This is a genomic window from Streptomyces sp. NPDC050287, assembly GCF_044459385.1.
In the GTDB taxonomy this organism is placed as follows: domain Bacteria; phylum Actinomycetota; class Actinomycetes; order Streptomycetales; family Streptomycetaceae; genus Streptomyces.
Genome location: NZ_JBITIY010000002.1, coordinates 699,877 through 713,824 on the forward strand (window position 1 = coordinate 699,877; position 13,948 = coordinate 713,824).

Below are 13,948 nucleotides of genomic sequence, written 5' to 3' on the forward strand. Positions count from 1 at the left end.
CCGTATCTCCCGTTCCTCGTCCGGCTTGCGTCCTTCTCCCGTGCCTGCCGCGCTCACCACGCCGCCGCCCGTTCGCAGACGAGCGCGGCCATCTCGGACGGCAACGGCTGCGCGGCCGACTCCGCGGCCAGGGCCAGCGACACCTTGCGCTGAGGGCTGTCGCCCTGAAGAGCCGTCACCGCCTCCCGGACCGACGCGGCCGTCACCTGGTCCTGGCCGAGCCGGATGCCGGCGCCCAGCGCGGCGATCCGCTCAGCGTTGGCGAACTGGTCCGCGAAATGCGGCAGCACCAGCTGGGGCACGCCGCTGACGAGCGACGTCATCGTCGTGCCGGAGCCGCCGTGATGCACGATCACGTCGCACAGCGGCAGCGTCGCTCCGAGCGGCAGCCATCCCGCCGCCCTGACCTGCTGGGGCAGCCGGGCGGTGGCGCGCAGCGCGGTCGCGTCCGACTCGTCCATGCCGACCAGGGCCTCCACGTCCAGCTCCGCGAGCGCCTCCATCACCTTCTCCAGCAGCGGCTCCATCCGGCCGTACCGGGGCAGTACGGTGCCCAGCGTGACGCACACCCGGGGCCTCTCGGCCGGCCGCAGCGCCCAGTCCGGCAGCACCGAGGGGCCGTTGTAGGGGACGTACGCCATCGGGTCGCCGACCGGGACGTCATGGTGCTGGAAGCCGGGCGGGCAGACGTCGATCAGGGCCGCCGGAGGAGCGGCGTGCGGGGTGGCCAAGACCCGGGTGGCGGGCCGGAACGCGGCCGTCGCGGCAGCCTGGAGGTCGGGCCGGGGGGCGAGCCCCCAGCGGTGTTCGACCCGCGGGATGCCGAACCGGGTCGCCGCCACCGGGCCCGCCAGCTCCATCGGCTCGGACACCACGATGTCCGGACGCCAGCGTTCGATCAGCCGCATCGTTCCCGGCAGCGCCAGTTCGGCCAACCGGGCGAAGCCCTGGGCCGTGTCGGCGACGGCCTGTCGGGGGTCGGCGTTCTGGCGCGGCGGCTGCCCGCCCGGGCCGCCCCCACCGCCGTTCTTGGGCCGCATCACCTCGATCATGTCGTAGGAATCGGCGCACGCGACCACCGGGAGACCGGCCCTGGTCACCTCCGGTACGAGGCTGCCCGGCGTGGCCACCAGCACCTCGTGGCCCGCCGAGCGCAGCGCCCAGGCCAGTGGCACCATCGGGAAGAAGTGCCCGGCCGCCGGGCAGGTCGTGAAGAGTACCCGGCGGCGGCCGCCCATGGGCTCCCCGGCCGGCGGCGGTGCCATGTCCACGGGGTCGCCCGGCCGGTGCACGCCGCTCACCAGGTCACCCGCAGTCGCCGCACGATCCGGTGCATGCCCGGCAGGAACTCCAGCGCGTCCGTCCCGTCGAGACGCAGACCGGGCAGCCGAGCGGTCAGATGACGCAGCGTCGACTGGAGCAGGGCCCGCGCCAGCTGCGAGCCCACACAGGCGCGGGGCCCGTGTCCGAAGGCGAAGTGCCGTTGGGGCTCACGGGTGATGTCCAGGGTGTCGGGGTCCTTGTACGCGGCCTCGTCACGGTTGGCGGAGGCATACAGCACCATCAGCCGGTCGCCGGTGGCCAGGGATTTGCCGCCTAGTTCGACGGGGCGGGTGACCTGGCGGAACAGGCCCTGCAACGGCATGTCGTAGCGGGCTACCTCTTCCACCGCCCGCGAGGCCAGCTCCGGTCGCGCGCACAGCAGCTCCCACTGGTCACGGTGGTTCAGCAGATGCCACACCGCGGTGCTGACCATGGCCGTGGTGGTGCTCTGCCCGGCGCCGATCAGTCCCGCGAGGGACTCCACGACGGTACGGCGTTCTTGTGCCGTCAGCGGGCCCTCCTCCTCGGCCACGGCCCGGACGACCGCGCTGAACAGGTCGTCGCGCGGCTCGGCGCGCCGCTGCTGCGCGTACTGGTCGAGGAGGCGCTGATAGGCCGCCACCCGCCGGGCATTGGCCACCTGCTCGTCCGGGCCGAGGCTCGCGGACGCCGACATCAGGACGGTCAGCGAGTAGCTGCCCTCCACCACCGCGTCCACGTCCTGGGCGGCAAGGCCCAGCACGCGGGCCTTGCCGCGGATGGGCAGCCGCCGGGCGAAGCGGCTCTGCAGGTCACCGGGGCCGCCGGCGGCGAACTCCTCGACGAGCGCGGCGACCTGCTCCTCCAGGTGTGGTCGCAGGGCGTCCACCCGGGCTTGGGTGAACGCCTGCTGGATCGGTTTGCGGGCCCTGAGGCGGGCCTCATCGCCGGGGTTGCCGGCGTCGGCGGGCAGTGGCGGGATGGACGCCTCGATCTCGGCCTTCGCCTGCGGGGTGAGTTCCTCCAGCGAGCGCAGCACCGCGGCCAGGGAGAACGTGTCCGGGTCGGCCAGGACCCGCTGGACGTCCTGGAAGCGCGTCACCACCCAGGCACCGAGCGCGGGGGAGTGAAAGACGGGGTCCTCGCGGCGGGCGCGCGCGTAGAAGGCGTACGGGTCGTCCTGCAGCCGTAACGGGTCGTACTCCTCCCCGAGTACCGACACATGAGTCTCGGCCATGCGGTCACCTCTCTCTTCGGAACCGAAGCCGTCCCGGCTCCCACTGCGGTCTTGCTCCCTGCCGAGCCGAAGGCATGTCGACGCCGATGCTCCGGCGGCCCGGTCACCGCTGGATCGAGGGGCGGTCGAAGGTCGGCAGCCCCGCCGCCGGCGGGGGTGCGAGGACGGGGCGAGGGTGTGCCGTTGCCGGGTGAGGGATCGGCGGTCGGCGGGGACGGGCCGGTGGAGGGTGGCCGCTGGGCCTGTCGTTCCAGGCGCAGACGCGGCGGTGCGGCAGGCGCCGGCTCGGCGCGGCGGCGAGGCCGTTCGGGTCAGGGCCACGCCCGGGGCTCGGCCGTGTACGCCGACGCGGCAGGGTTGACGTCCGGGCATTGCTCCGTCGCGGGGCGCCGGGCATCGCCGCAGCGCTGCGGGGGGTCTCCTGTGCGAGGCGTTTCGGGAGGAAGGCACGGCCGGGGAGAGGTCACCGCGGCTCTGCTCCTGGCTGACGGACGGTCCCGCCAGGAGCCCGGTGGACGCGGCACGAGCATTCGGCAGGGAGGCCATGCCGTCGCGGTGTCCCTGCCCCAAGGAACTCTCCGAGAGGTCCAGGAGCGCCGGGATGCGGCGATCGGGCACGTCTGCGGTGCGGGACAGCCCGGGTGTCGGCACGCTTCGGCACCGCGCATTCTCAAACCGTTCCTGATGCGGTGCTCCCAGGATGGCCGGGACGACGGCCGACCACCGGTCGTCCCCACCCGTCGGAGGGAGAACCATGCCCGAGTCGTCCGCCACGACGGAACACGGCGCACTGACCCCGGAGCCCATCCACCGTGTGCTGCTGGCCTATTGCGGCTCCAAGGCGCTGATGAGCGCGGTCGAGTTGGACCTGTTCAGCGTGCTCGCCCAGGACGGTCCCGCCACCGAGCCCGAACTTCGCCGCAAACTGGGCCTGCACCCGCGCTTGGCCCGGCACTTCCTGGACGCCCTGGTCGCCCTCGACCTGTTGCGGGCGGACGGCGAGCGGTACGCCAACTCCCCGGTGGCCGACCACTTCCTGGACCGGGCGAAGCCCACGTGCATCGGCGGGTTCGCCGAGATGACCAGCGACACCTTCTACCCCGCCTGGGGCCGGCTGACCAAGGCGCTGCGCACCGGGCAGGCCCAGGCACCCCAGCCGCCCGACGACGAGGACCACCTGTTCCGGGTGAACGCCAAGGAACAGCCGGACCGGGTACGCCGCTTCATGGCCTCCATGGACTCGCACAGCACCCGCATCGGCGACGAACTCGCTGCCCGCCTGGACTGGTCCGCCCGCACCCGCTTCGCCGACCTCGGCGGCGCCCGCGGCAATCTCACCGCGGTCATCGCCAAGGCCCACCCGCACCTGCGGGGCGTCTGCTTCGACCGTCCGCAGAGCCGGCCCTTCTTCGACGAGCACATCGGTCGGCTCGGTCTGAGCGACCGCGTCACCTTCCAGGCAGGCGACTTCTTCGCCGACCCGCTCCCCGCCGCCGACGTCCTGATCTACGGCCACGTCCTGCACGACTGGGGCCCGGACAGCCGCCGTATGCTGCTCGACCGCGCCTACCAGGCGTTGCCGGAGGGCGGAGCGCTGGTGATCTATGACCGGATGCTCGACGGCAGCCCCAAGGACCTGTCCAAGCTCATGTACAGCATGACTTTCATGCTGGCCTCCGCGGGCGGCTCCGAGTACAGCGTCGACGAGTGCCGCGACTGGCTGCGGCAGGCGGGGTTCGCCCGGATCGACGCACAGCCCCTGCTGCACGACCACACCGTGGTCGTCGCCCACAAGTGACGCCCGGCGCGCCCGCGTCGCGCCCGATGTTCGCCGACACCAGCCCCGTCCCGCCCAGGAGGGCCACGTGCACACCGAACGGACACCCGTCCTCATCATCGGCGGCGGCCTGACCGGCCTCTCCGTCGCCGCCTTCCTCGCCTGGCACGGCACGCCGTCCGTGCTCGTCGAGCGGCACGCCGACATCTCCCCGCATCCCAAGGCGCGGGCCATCAACCCGCGTTCCACCGAACTGTTCCGCTCCATCGGCATGGAGCAGACGGTGTACGCCAACCGCTCCCCGATCGCCGACAACACCGATCTGGTCCACGTGGAGACGCTGGCCGGCCGGGAGCGGGTGCGGATGCCGCGTTCGTCCAGTGACGAGATCGGCACGCTCAGCCCGAGCAACTGGGCGCTGATCGACCAGAACCGGCTGGAGGCGCTGCTGCGCGACCGCGTCCGCGATGCCGGCTGCGACGTCCGCTACCACACCGAGCTGACCTCCTTCGCCGTCGACGAGGACGGGGTGACCGTCGAGACCCTCGACCGCGGGACCCAGAAGCCCCGTACCGTCCGCGCCGAGTACGTCGTCGCCGCCGACGGCGGTCGCAGCCCGGTACGGGAACTGCTGGGCATCGGGCAGTCCGGCCCCGGCACCCTGTCGCACCTGGTCAGCTTCTTCTTCACCGCCGACCTCACCGAGGCGCTGCGAGGCCGCAGCATCATCGCCTGCTACGTCAACAACCCGTCCGTGCGCGGCACGTTCATGCCGCTGGACAACGACCGGCGCTGGGTCTTCAACGTCTCCTACGACGCCGAAGGCGGGGAGAAGCCGGAGGAGTTCACGCCGGAGCGCTGCACCGAGCTGATCCGGCTGGGCGTCGGCGTTCCCGACCTGCCGGTGAAAATCGACACCACCGACCCGCTGCCGTGGGAGATCGCTGCCCGGGTCGCCGACCGGATGCGAGCCGGCCGTGTGCTGCTCGCCGGCGACGCCGCCCATGTCATGCCGCCCACCGGTGCGTTCGGGGCCAGCAGCGGCATCCAGGACGCGCACAACCTGGCCTGGAAGCTCGCCCTCGTACTGAACGGCACGGCCGGCCCTGACTTGCTCGACACGTACCACACCGAGCGGCACCCCGTCGCCCGGCTCATGATGGAGCAGTCGATGCTGCGCTTCCGGATCCGTGAGGGCGAGGACTACGCCGATGTGGCGGCGGCCATGCTGGACGAGCTGTCCATGGCCTTCGGCTACCACTACCAGTGGGGAGCCTTCGTGGCGGCGCCGCCAGTCCCCGCCGTCCTGCCGCCCGACGAACAACCGGTGGAGGACCCGCGCCGGCCCAGCGCGGCCCCTGGCCACCGGGCGCCGCACGTCCTGTTGCGCCGCGGCCAGGACGAGGTGTCCACACTCGACCTGTTCAGCCGCTCCTTCGTCCTGCTCGCCGGGGCCGAGGCTCGCCCCTGGGCCGGCGCCGCCCGCTCCGTGGCCGGCGAGCTCGACCTGGACATCGAGGTGTTCCGCGTCGCGTCCGACGGGGACGTCCAGGATCCGAGCGGCGCCTGGGAAACGGCGTACGGCATCGGCCCGGAGGGGGCCGTGCTGGTGCGGCCCGACGGATTCGTCGCCTGGCGGTCGCCGGGCGCGGCCGCCGCTGCGGAGGCCGAGCTGCGGGACGCGCTGCGCACCGTGCTGGCCCTGGAACCGACTCGGATGCCGGAGGCGACGGGATGACGGACATCACCGCTCTTCCCCTCGGTGAGGCTTACGTTCCGTTCGCCGACCAGAACCCTTACCCCCTGTACGCGCGGGCCCGCCGGGAGGAGCCGGTTTTCTTCTCCCCGGCCCTGAACGCCTGGGTCGTCACCCGGTACGAGGACGTGCGCACGGTGCTCGGCAACCCCAAGGCGTACTCGCTCGCGACGGTGCCGGACGCGCTGGCCAAGCTCTCCGACGAGGCGTACACGGAACTCGCGAAGACCTTCTCCGAGGTGCCCGTGGCCATCCGAGAGGACGCGGTCGACGAGGCCCGCAAGCGGGTCCGGACGCCGATCCTGCGGGCTTTTTCCGGCCAACGGGCCATGGAGATGGCCGACTTCGTGCGGATCCAGGCCGATCTGCTCGTCGACCGGTTCCAGGGGCGCGGACACGCCGAGCTGATGACGGAGTTCGCCCGCCAGCTCCCGGTGCGGGTCAAGGCACCGGTACTGGGCATCGACGAGGCCGACATCGAGGCGTTCGTCAACGGCACCTCCGACTTCATGGAGCTGCACTCGGTGGCAGCCCAGCTGCCGGTTCCCGACCAGGTCGACCGTGCCCGCAAGGTCGTGGCGTACCAGCGGCTGCTCGACTCCTACGCCGAGCGACGGCGTGCCGAACCACGCGAGGACCTGTTCAGCGAGCTGGTGGCGGCCATGGCCCCCGGCGACGGGCCGCTCACCGTGCCTCAGCGCAAGGCACTTGTGGACAGCATGACCGGGCTGATCGCGGCGGGCCACTTCACCAGCACGGCCGCGCTGGGAACCGCCGTATGGCATCTGCTGTCGCACCGAGACCAGTGGGAGCTGCTGTGCGAGCGGCCGGAGCTGGTGGACGCCGCCATCGAGGAACTGGTCCGCTACGACATGCCGTTGCGCGGGCTGATGCGCCGGGTGACCAAGCCGGTCGAGCTGTCCGGGGTGACGCTCGGTCCGGGGGACGAGCTGATGGTGGTCTACCAGTCGGCCAACCGGGACGAGACCGTGTACGAGCGTCCCGACGAACTGGACATCCGGCGCACGCGGTCCGCCGAGCACTTCGGCTACGGGCACGGTTCGCGCTCCTGCGTCGGCGCCGACCTGGGCCGGTCGATGCTGCGCACCGCCTTGCTCACCCTGACCGGCCGGCTGCCCGGCCTGCGGCTGGCATCCGGGCATGAGGTGCGCTGCATGCCGGGCCTGCACAAGATCGTCCGGGAACTGCACGTGGAGTGGTGAATTGGGAACGGAACGCTGCCGGAGCGCGAGACGCGCTCCGGCAGCAAAACGTTTCGGCAGGCGGTGTCCGACAGGGGCGGCTCTAGCGGAGCAGCGTTTCGACGGACGTGTCGCACTCGGTGCGCAGCACGCGGTCGCGCAGGCGGGTCAGCCGCGGGGCCGGGGAGGTGCTCAGTTCCGCCTGGACCAGACGCTTGTGCATCTGATAGGCGCGCAGTGCCTCCCCACGCCGCCCGGAGCGGTGCAGGGCGACCATGAGCTGGGCCATGAACGGGTCCTCCAGCGGGAATTCGCTGACCAGACCCTTGAGTTCCCCGATCAGCTCCCGGTGCCGGCCGAGCAGCAGATCGATGTGGACGCGCAACTGGATGGCGCGCAGCCACTGGGCGTTGAGATCGGCGAGATGCATGTCCAACTGCGGACCGGTGGGCACCCCGGCGAAGGCTCCGCCGCGCCACAGGCCGAGTGCCTCGGTGAGCAGTCCGGCGGTGCGGGCCAGCAGTTCCGGATCCGGGCCGGGCACCGCCCTGGGCGAGCAGGACCGTGGCGCCCCGCGCAACCGGGCGCGTGCGGTGCCCACGAGATCTTCGAAGAGGAGTGCGTCCACGTCCCTCCAGGACACGGACAACCGGTAGCCGGTGCCCTCTGTGGACAGCTGGCCGGACCCTGCGGGCAGCAGTTTGCGCAGCTCGTGCACATAGGTACGGATCGTTGTGTCGGCGGTGGACGGCGGCCCGGCCGGCCACAGTTCGGCGGCGAGCGCGCTGAGCGGCAGAGCGCTTCCCCGGGCCATCAGCAGCAGGACGATGAGCTGCTGGAGTCGGGGGGCGGAAACGGCTCTCTGGCCGCCGGGCTCGGTCAGTTGCAGAGGGCCGAGGACCTGGAATTGCACAAGAAGCCTCCTCAGAACGGACCGGACGGGACTGCGGGCGGGACGCGCGGATCAGTTGCTGGAGACGACACCGGCGGCCGTGAGGACCAGGGCCAGGAAGGCGAACGCGGTGCGCAGCGCGTGCCAGTTGCGCCAGGCGATGCGCGGATCGTCCCAGTCGTCGGGGACGGCGGTGAGGTTCTTCACGCGCCGGTTGATCGGCACGTTCCGGCTCTGGGAGACCACGGAGACACCGAACAGACAGACCGCGGCCGCGATCAGCGCCGTACGCCGTCCCACGCTGTCGGTGGCGAACGCCAGAACCGCCACCAGCAGGGTCGTGGTCACCACCAGCGGCGGCATCACGCGGTCGAAGTACCGGCCGAACAGCCGGTGCGCATCGACGTACGCCGCCGGGGGCAGCGCGATGAAACCGGGGACCAGGCTGATCGCCACGCAGAACAGCACGCCGGCCGTGACGCCGGCCCCGAGCAGTGCGATCACACCGATGACCTGGGACATGTCCGTTGCCTTCCATGGGGCACAGGGAGTGAGCCGGGCAGAGCGGAACCGAGCCTCGCAGTCCGCTGTCCTGCGGCGGACCAGGACCGTTCGAGAATGGGTCGATCTCGCCGCCGGCGGTCTCCAACTGTCCTCGACCTGAGGCTGACCGCACGGGCACATCGTGGGCCGGACGACGTACGTATCCCCACCGGAAGGGCCCGAGCGTGTACCGAACCCTCATCGTCGCGCGGATGGAACCCGGCGACGCCGGAGCTGTCGCCGACGCATTCGCCCGATCCGACCAGACCGAACTGCCCACCCTGCTCGGGGTGAGTGGACGGGCGCTGTTCCGCTTCCACGACCTGTACTTCCACCTGGTGGAGTCACACGACGCACTGGACGCTCCACTCGCAGGGATCCGCCGGCACCCGCTGTTCGCCTCCCTCAACGGCGAACTCGCCCGATACATCACCCCTTACTCACCCGACTGGCGGGAGCCGCGCGACGCGATGGCCGAGTGCTTCTACTCCTGGGAGCCCGCCGCCTCCGTGCGAAAGGCGACCGGGGCATGACGACGCACGAGACACGGCCGACCAGGGTCGCCTCCGGTGACATCGCCCCGGACCGTCGCCGCGGCGCGGAGCTGCGGGTGCTGCTCAGCCCCCGCACGGTGGGCTCGACCAAGGGCATGCTGGGGGTCGTCGCGCTGGCGCCCGGCGAGTTCGTCAGCGAGCACTACCACCCGTACTCGGAGGAGTTCCTGTACGTCGTCGACGGCGACCTGGTGGTACGGCTCGACGGCGATCCCGTACCCCTCACCGCCGGTGACTCGCTCCTCGTCCACGTCGGAGTGCGCCACCGCGTGCAGAACGACGGCGACGGTCCGGCCCGGGTGGTGTTCGCGCTGAGCGGGCTCGCCCCCAGCCCGGAGCTGGGGCACGTGGACACGGAACCGCAGCCCGGTGCCGGGGGTGAGCGGTGACCCGTCGTGCCGTTGTCACCGGGATCGGCGTGGTGGCGGCAGGAGCGGTGGGTACCAAGGCGTTCTGGTCCCTGCTCACCGACGGCCGCACCGCGACCCGGGCCATCACCCTGTTCGACGCCACCGGCTTCCGGTCCCGGATCGCGGGCGAGTGCGACTTCGATCCCGAGGCGAACGGGCTGAGCGCCGAAGAGGCCCGCACGATGGACCGGGCCGCGCAGTTCGCCGTGGTCTCGGCCCGCGAGGCGCTGGCCGACGCCGGGCTGGAGCCGGGCCGCCCGGACCCCGGCCGCTGGGCGGTGTCCGCGGGCAGCGCGGTGGGCTGCACCATGAGCCTGGAGCGCGAGTACGTTCACCTGAGTGGTTCCGGCGACGCCTGGCTGGTGGACCACCGGCGGGCGCACCCGGAACTGCACACCTACCTGGTGCCCAGCAGCATCGCCCGGGACGTGGCCCGGCAGGCGGGCGCGGAAGGCCCGGTCGGCCTCGTGTCCAACGGCTGCACGTCCGGCCTGGACGCCGTCCGGCACGCGGCCCGGCTGATCGAGGAAGGCACTGCCGACGTCGTCCTGGCGGGCGCGTCCGACGCTCCGATCTCGCCCATCACCGTCGCCTGCTTCGACGCCATCAAGGCCACCTCGCCCAACAACGAGGACGCCGCGCACGCCAGCCGCCCCTTCGACCTGCACCGGGACGGCTTCGTGCTCGGCGAGGGTGCCGCGGTGCTGGTCCTGGAGGAGCGGGAGTCCGCGCGGCGGCGCGGGGCCCGGGTGTACGCGGAGATCGCCGGCTACGGTTCGCGCGCCAACGCCTACCACATGACCGGGCTCAAGCCCGACGGCCGGGAGATGGCGGAGGCCATCAGGGTCGCCCTGGACAGGGCCCGTCTCGCGGCGAGTGACATCGACTACGTCAACGCCCACGGCTCCGGCACCCGGCAGAACGACCGGCACGAGACCATGGCGTTCAAACGCAGTCTCGGCGCGCACGCCCACCGGGTGCCGGTCAGCTCCATCAAGTCCATGATCGGGCACTCGCTGGGCGCCATCGGCGCCATCGAGCTCGCCGCGTGCGCTTTGGCCGTCCACCACGACGTGGTGCCACCCACCGCCAACCTGCGTCATCCCGACCCCGAGTGCGATCTCGACTACGTACCGCGCGTAGCCCGCGAGCTGCCCGTCGATGCGGTGCTGAGCGTGGGCAGCGGATTCGGCGGCTTCCAGAGCGCCCTGGTTCTGACCGCACCGGCGGCGGCTCGATGACGGCGGCGACCGGGCCGGCCGACCCGGGCACTGAGACGAACGGGGGCGGAGCCACGGAGACCGCCGCCACGGACACCGTCGTCACCGGGATCGGCGTCCTCGCCCCCAGCGGGCTGGACGCCGAGACCCACTGGGCAGCCGTCCTGCGCGGCGGGACGGCCATCGCGCCGGTTCGGCGCTTCGACGCGGCCGGCTACCCGGTGAGGCTCGCCGGGGAGCTGCCCGCGTTCGCGCCCGCCGAGTCGGTGCCGCGTCGGCTGCTGCCGCAGACCGACGTGTGGACGCAACAGGGGCTGTCCGCCGTGCAGGCGGCCCTCGCCGACGCCGAGTTGGAGACCTCCTCGGTCCCCGAGTACGACTTCGCGGTCGCCACCGCGAGTTCGGCGGGCGGCGTGGAGTTCGGCCAGCGGGAGATCCAGAACCTGTGGAAGAAGGGGCCCCGGCACGTGGGCGCGTACCAGTCGATCGCCTGGTTCTACGCGGCCACGACCGGCCAGATCTCCATCCGGCACGGCCTGCGTGGCACCTGCGACGCGCTCGTCACCGAGGCGGCCGGCGGACTCGACTCCTTCGCCACCGCTCGGCGCGCCCTGGAGGACGGCGCCGCCGCCGTGGTGTGCGGGGCCACCGACTCCGCGCTCAGTCCGTACGGGCTGGTGTGCCAGTGGACGAGCGGTCTGCTGAGCGAACGCCCGGACCCGGCCGGCGCCTACCGGCCCTTCACCGCGGACGCGTGCGGATACGTGCCCGGAGAGGGCGGGGCCATGTTCATCGTGGAGGAACACAGTGCGGCCGTCCGCCGCGGCGCGCCCCACCTGTACGGACGTGTCGCCGGGCACGCCGCGACCTTCTCCCCGCCGCCCGGTTCGGACCGCCCGCCCACCCTGCGCCGGGCCGTCGAGACGGCGCTGCGCCAGGCCTCCCTCACCCCGGACGACATCGACGTGGTCTATGCCGACGCGCTGGGCGTGCCGACGGCCGACCGGGACGAGGCCCAGGCCCTGTGCGAGGTCTTCGGACCGTACGGCGTCCCGGTCACCGCCCCCAAGGCCGGCACCGGTCGCCTCTACTGCGGCGGTTCGGCGCTGGACGTGGCGACGGCGCTGCTCAGCATGCGGGACGGGATCATCCCGCCCACACCGAACGTCGACCGGCCCGCCGAGGAGTACCGGCTGGACCTGGTCACGGGCGCCCCGCGACGGACGCCGGTCCGCAACGCACTGGTCGTGTCCCGGGGGTACGGAGGCTTCAACTCGGCGCTGGTGCTCGGCCCGGTGCCCGGACAACGCGGAGAGGAGAACAGCACATGAGCGCGCACACCGAGAACACGGTACTCATCGACGCACCGCTGGACCTGGTCTGGGAGATGACCAACGACGTCGCCTCCTGGCCGGATCTGTTCAGCGAGTACGCGGCGGCCGAGATCCTGGAGCGCGAGGGCGACACCGTCCGCTTCAGGCTCACCATGCACCCGGACCCCGACGGCAACACGTGGAGCTGGGTGTCGGAACGCACCGCCGACCCGCGCACCCGGACCGTGCGCGCCCATCGCGTGGAGACCGGGGCCTTCGCCTACATGTGGATCTTCTGGCAGTACCGGGCCACCGCCGAGGGCACTGAGATGCGCTGGGTGCAGGACTTCGAGATGAAGCCCGAGGCGCCCCTCGACGACGCCGGAATGCGCGAGCGGATCAATCGCAACTCCTCCGCCCAGATGCGGCGGATCAAGGAACTCGTAGAGCGGCGCGCCCTCGCGCGCACCGCCGACTGAAGCCCCGGAGGCGCACATGGACATCCGCACACATGCCGCCCTGCACGGCAAGCACGCCCTGGTCACCGGGGGCACCCGCGGCATCGGACGCGCCGTCTCCCAGGCCCTGGCCCGGGCCGGAGCCGGGGTGACCGCCTGCTACCAGCGGGACCTCGAGGCCGCGGCGGCGCTCGAACGCGAACTCAAGCTGGCCGGCGGCGCGGACCACGGGACCGTCCGGGCCGACCTCGGCACCCCGGACGGGGTGAGCCGGCTCGTCGAGTCCTACCGGGAACGCCACTCCGCCCTGGACGTGCTGGTGCACAACGCGGGTGCGATCAGCCACGTCCCCTTCGAGCAGCTGGACGCGGCCGAGTGGCACAGGGTCCTCGACGTGAATCTGACCGCCGCCTACCTCCTCGTCCAGCAGGCGCTGCCGCTGCTCGGCCCGGGAGCGTCCGTGGTCCTCATCGGCTCCAAGGTGGCCCAGGTCGGCGTACCGTTGCGGGCGCACTACACCGCCGCGAAGGCGGGCCTGACAGGACTGGCCCGCAGCCTGTGCAAGGAACTCGGCCCGCGTGGCATCAGGGTCAACGTCGTAGCGCCCGGAGTCACGGAGTCACCGGCCGTCGACCGGCTGAGTCCTGAACAGCGGGCCCGATACGAGTCCATGGCCGCGCTGCGCCGCCTGGGCACCCCCGAGGACGTCGCGGCGGCGGTCACTTTCCTCGCCGGCGACGGGGCCGGCTACATCACCGGGGAGACCCTGCACGTGGACGGTGGAATGTGAGCCCGGTCGGCGGCCCGGGGGTACGGGTGCTGGTCTGGTACCGCGAATCGGAGGAGGATCCGGCGGCCCTGCACCATGCCTTCGAACTCGTGGAAAAGGCGATGCGCGGCACCCCGGGATTGCTCCGCAGCGAACTGCTCCGGTCGGTCGTGCACTCCGGACGGTTTGCCGTGCACAGCGAGTGGACCGGCCTCGACGCCTTCCTCGCCTGGGAACAGGGCACCGAACACAGGAGGGACACCGCTCCACTGCGCCCGTACCAGGACACCGGCACGGGTCAGGTCTACGACGTGTACACCGTGGACCGGGAGCAGACGGGCCGGACACCGACGAACGGAACGGCATGAAGGTACCGCTGCTGTCCGGCGGCGCGGGCACCCGGCTGCGCTCGGTCACCCACACGTAGACCACACAGCTCGTGCCCGTGGCCGGTCGGCCGGTGTTGTTCCAGACCGGTTCCGCGGCACGACGCGGACCTGGACGCGCACCGTGCG

General features: G+C 72.1%; 14 protein-coding genes. 10 read left to right on the top strand and 4 right to left on the bottom strand.

What is annotated here, in order from left to right; genetic code table 11:
* Positions 1-53: 53 nt before the first annotated feature.
* Complete coding sequence (locus ACIBK3_RS08500) at positions 54-1,301, bottom strand: nucleotide disphospho-sugar-binding domain-containing protein (protein ID WP_399363194.1); 1,248 nt, start codon at positions 1,299-1,301, stop codon at positions 54-56.
* A complete protein-coding gene (locus tag ACIBK3_RS08505; RefSeq protein WP_399363196.1) occupies positions 1,298-2,539 on the bottom strand; it encodes a cytochrome P450 in 1,242 nt (413 codons plus the stop codon). Before ACIBK3_RS08505 ends, ACIBK3_RS08500 begins: the two co-directional genes overlap by 4 nt.
* Before the next feature lie 754 nt (positions 2,540-3,293).
* Between ACIBK3_RS08505 and ACIBK3_RS08510 the strand changes: the two genes are divergently transcribed.
* The 3 genes from ACIBK3_RS08510 to ACIBK3_RS08520 all read left to right on the top strand — a co-directional run bounded on the left by ACIBK3_RS08510 (position 3,294) and on the right by ACIBK3_RS08520 (position 7,295).
* Positions 3,294-4,337 (top strand): methyltransferase, encoded by a 1,044-nt coding sequence (locus tag ACIBK3_RS08510; protein WP_399363199.1) that lies wholly within the window; start codon positions 3,294-3,296, stop codon positions 4,335-4,337.
* Positions 4,338-4,404: 67 nt separating this feature from the next.
* Positions 4,405-6,054: an FAD-dependent monooxygenase gene (locus tag ACIBK3_RS08515; RefSeq protein WP_399363201.1), complete on the top strand. Its 1,650-nt coding sequence runs from the start codon at positions 4,405-4,407 to the stop codon at positions 6,052-6,054.
* Positions 6,051-7,295 (top strand): cytochrome P450, encoded by a 1,245-nt coding sequence (locus ACIBK3_RS08520; RefSeq protein ID WP_399363203.1) that lies wholly within the window; start codon positions 6,051-6,053, stop codon positions 7,293-7,295. Before ACIBK3_RS08515 ends, ACIBK3_RS08520 begins: the two co-directional genes overlap by 4 nt.
* An 82-nt stretch (positions 7,296-7,377) precedes the next feature.
* On the opposite strand, the gene ACIBK3_RS08525 is transcribed toward ACIBK3_RS08520, so the two are convergent.
* On the bottom strand, positions 7,378-8,187 hold the full coding sequence (locus tag ACIBK3_RS08525; protein WP_399363205.1) for a BTAD domain-containing putative transcriptional regulator: 810 nt from the start codon (positions 8,185-8,187) through the stop codon (positions 7,378-7,380).
* Positions 8,188-8,238: 51 nt separating this feature from the next.
* Positions 8,239-8,688, bottom strand: a complete 450-nt coding sequence (locus tag ACIBK3_RS08530) for an anthrone oxygenase family protein (RefSeq protein WP_399363208.1) — start codon at positions 8,686-8,688, stop codon at positions 8,239-8,241.
* A gap of 206 nt (positions 8,689-8,894) precedes the next feature.
* Here ACIBK3_RS08530 and ACIBK3_RS08535 point away from each other — a divergent pair, with 206 nt between their 5' ends.
* The 7 genes from ACIBK3_RS08535 to ACIBK3_RS08565 are packed head-to-tail and all read left to right on the top strand — an operon-like array spanning position 8,895 to position 13,801.
* The gene (locus tag ACIBK3_RS08535) at positions 8,895-9,242 is read left to right on the top strand and encodes a TcmI family type II polyketide cyclase (protein WP_399363210.1); all 348 of its coding nucleotides are present in this window, start codon (positions 8,895-8,897) and stop codon (positions 9,240-9,242) included.
* Positions 9,239-9,652 carry a cupin domain-containing protein gene (locus ACIBK3_RS08540; protein WP_399363212.1) on the top strand — a complete coding sequence of 138 codons (414 nt, stop codon included), beginning with the start codon at positions 9,239-9,241 and terminating at the stop codon, positions 9,650-9,652. The genes ACIBK3_RS08535 and ACIBK3_RS08540 overlap by 4 nt, the downstream gene beginning before the upstream one ends.
* Complete coding sequence (locus ACIBK3_RS08545) at positions 9,649-10,914, top strand: beta-ketoacyl-[acyl-carrier-protein] synthase family protein (protein ID WP_399363213.1); 1,266 nt, start codon at positions 9,649-9,651, stop codon at positions 10,912-10,914. Before ACIBK3_RS08540 ends, ACIBK3_RS08545 begins: the two co-directional genes overlap by 4 nt.
* Positions 10,911-12,224 (top strand): ketosynthase chain-length factor, encoded by a 1,314-nt coding sequence (locus tag ACIBK3_RS08550; RefSeq protein WP_399363216.1) that lies wholly within the window; start codon positions 10,911-10,913, stop codon positions 12,222-12,224. The genes ACIBK3_RS08545 and ACIBK3_RS08550 overlap by 4 nt, the downstream gene beginning before the upstream one ends.
* Positions 12,221-12,685, top strand: coding sequence for an SRPBCC family protein (locus ACIBK3_RS08555; protein ID WP_399363218.1), 465 nt, complete (start codon positions 12,221-12,223; stop codon positions 12,683-12,685). The genes ACIBK3_RS08550 and ACIBK3_RS08555 overlap by 4 nt, the downstream gene beginning before the upstream one ends.
* Before the next feature lie 16 nt (positions 12,686-12,701).
* Positions 12,702-13,454, top strand: a complete 753-nt coding sequence (locus ACIBK3_RS08560) for an SDR family NAD(P)-dependent oxidoreductase (RefSeq protein WP_399363221.1) — start codon at positions 12,702-12,704, stop codon at positions 13,452-13,454.
* Positions 13,451-13,801, top strand: coding sequence for an antibiotic biosynthesis monooxygenase family protein (locus ACIBK3_RS08565; protein ID WP_399363223.1), 351 nt, complete (start codon positions 13,451-13,453; stop codon positions 13,799-13,801). Before ACIBK3_RS08560 ends, ACIBK3_RS08565 begins: the two co-directional genes overlap by 4 nt.
* Positions 13,802-13,948 lie beyond the last annotated feature (147 nt).

What these genes read in the sequence shown, in the direction of transcription:
- ACIBK3_RS08505 (WP_399363196.1), bottom strand. Translation starts at nt 2,539, where the DNA reads ATGGCCGAGACTCATGTGTCGGTACTCGGGGAGGAGTACGACCCGTTA.
- ACIBK3_RS08560 (WP_399363221.1), top strand. Translation starts at nt 12,702, where the DNA reads ATGGACATCCGCACACATGCCGCCCTGCACGGCAAGCACGCCCTGGTC.
- ACIBK3_RS08520 (WP_399363203.1), top strand. Translation starts at nt 6,051, where the DNA reads ATGACGGACATCACCGCTCTTCCCCTCGGTGAGGCTTACGTTCCGTTC.
- ACIBK3_RS08540 (WP_399363212.1), top strand. Translation starts at nt 9,239, where the DNA reads ATGACGACGCACGAGACACGGCCGACCAGGGTCGCCTCCGGTGACATC.
- ACIBK3_RS08555 (WP_399363218.1), top strand. Translation starts at nt 12,221, where the DNA reads ATGAGCGCGCACACCGAGAACACGGTACTCATCGACGCACCGCTGGAC.
- ACIBK3_RS08510 (WP_399363199.1), top strand. Translation starts at nt 3,294, where the DNA reads ATGCCCGAGTCGTCCGCCACGACGGAACACGGCGCACTGACCCCGGAG.
- ACIBK3_RS08530 (WP_399363208.1), bottom strand. Translation starts at nt 8,688, where the DNA reads ATGTCCCAGGTCATCGGTGTGATCGCACTGCTCGGGGCCGGCGTCACG.
- ACIBK3_RS08550 (WP_399363216.1), top strand. Translation starts at nt 10,911, where the DNA reads ATGACGGCGGCGACCGGGCCGGCCGACCCGGGCACTGAGACGAACGGG.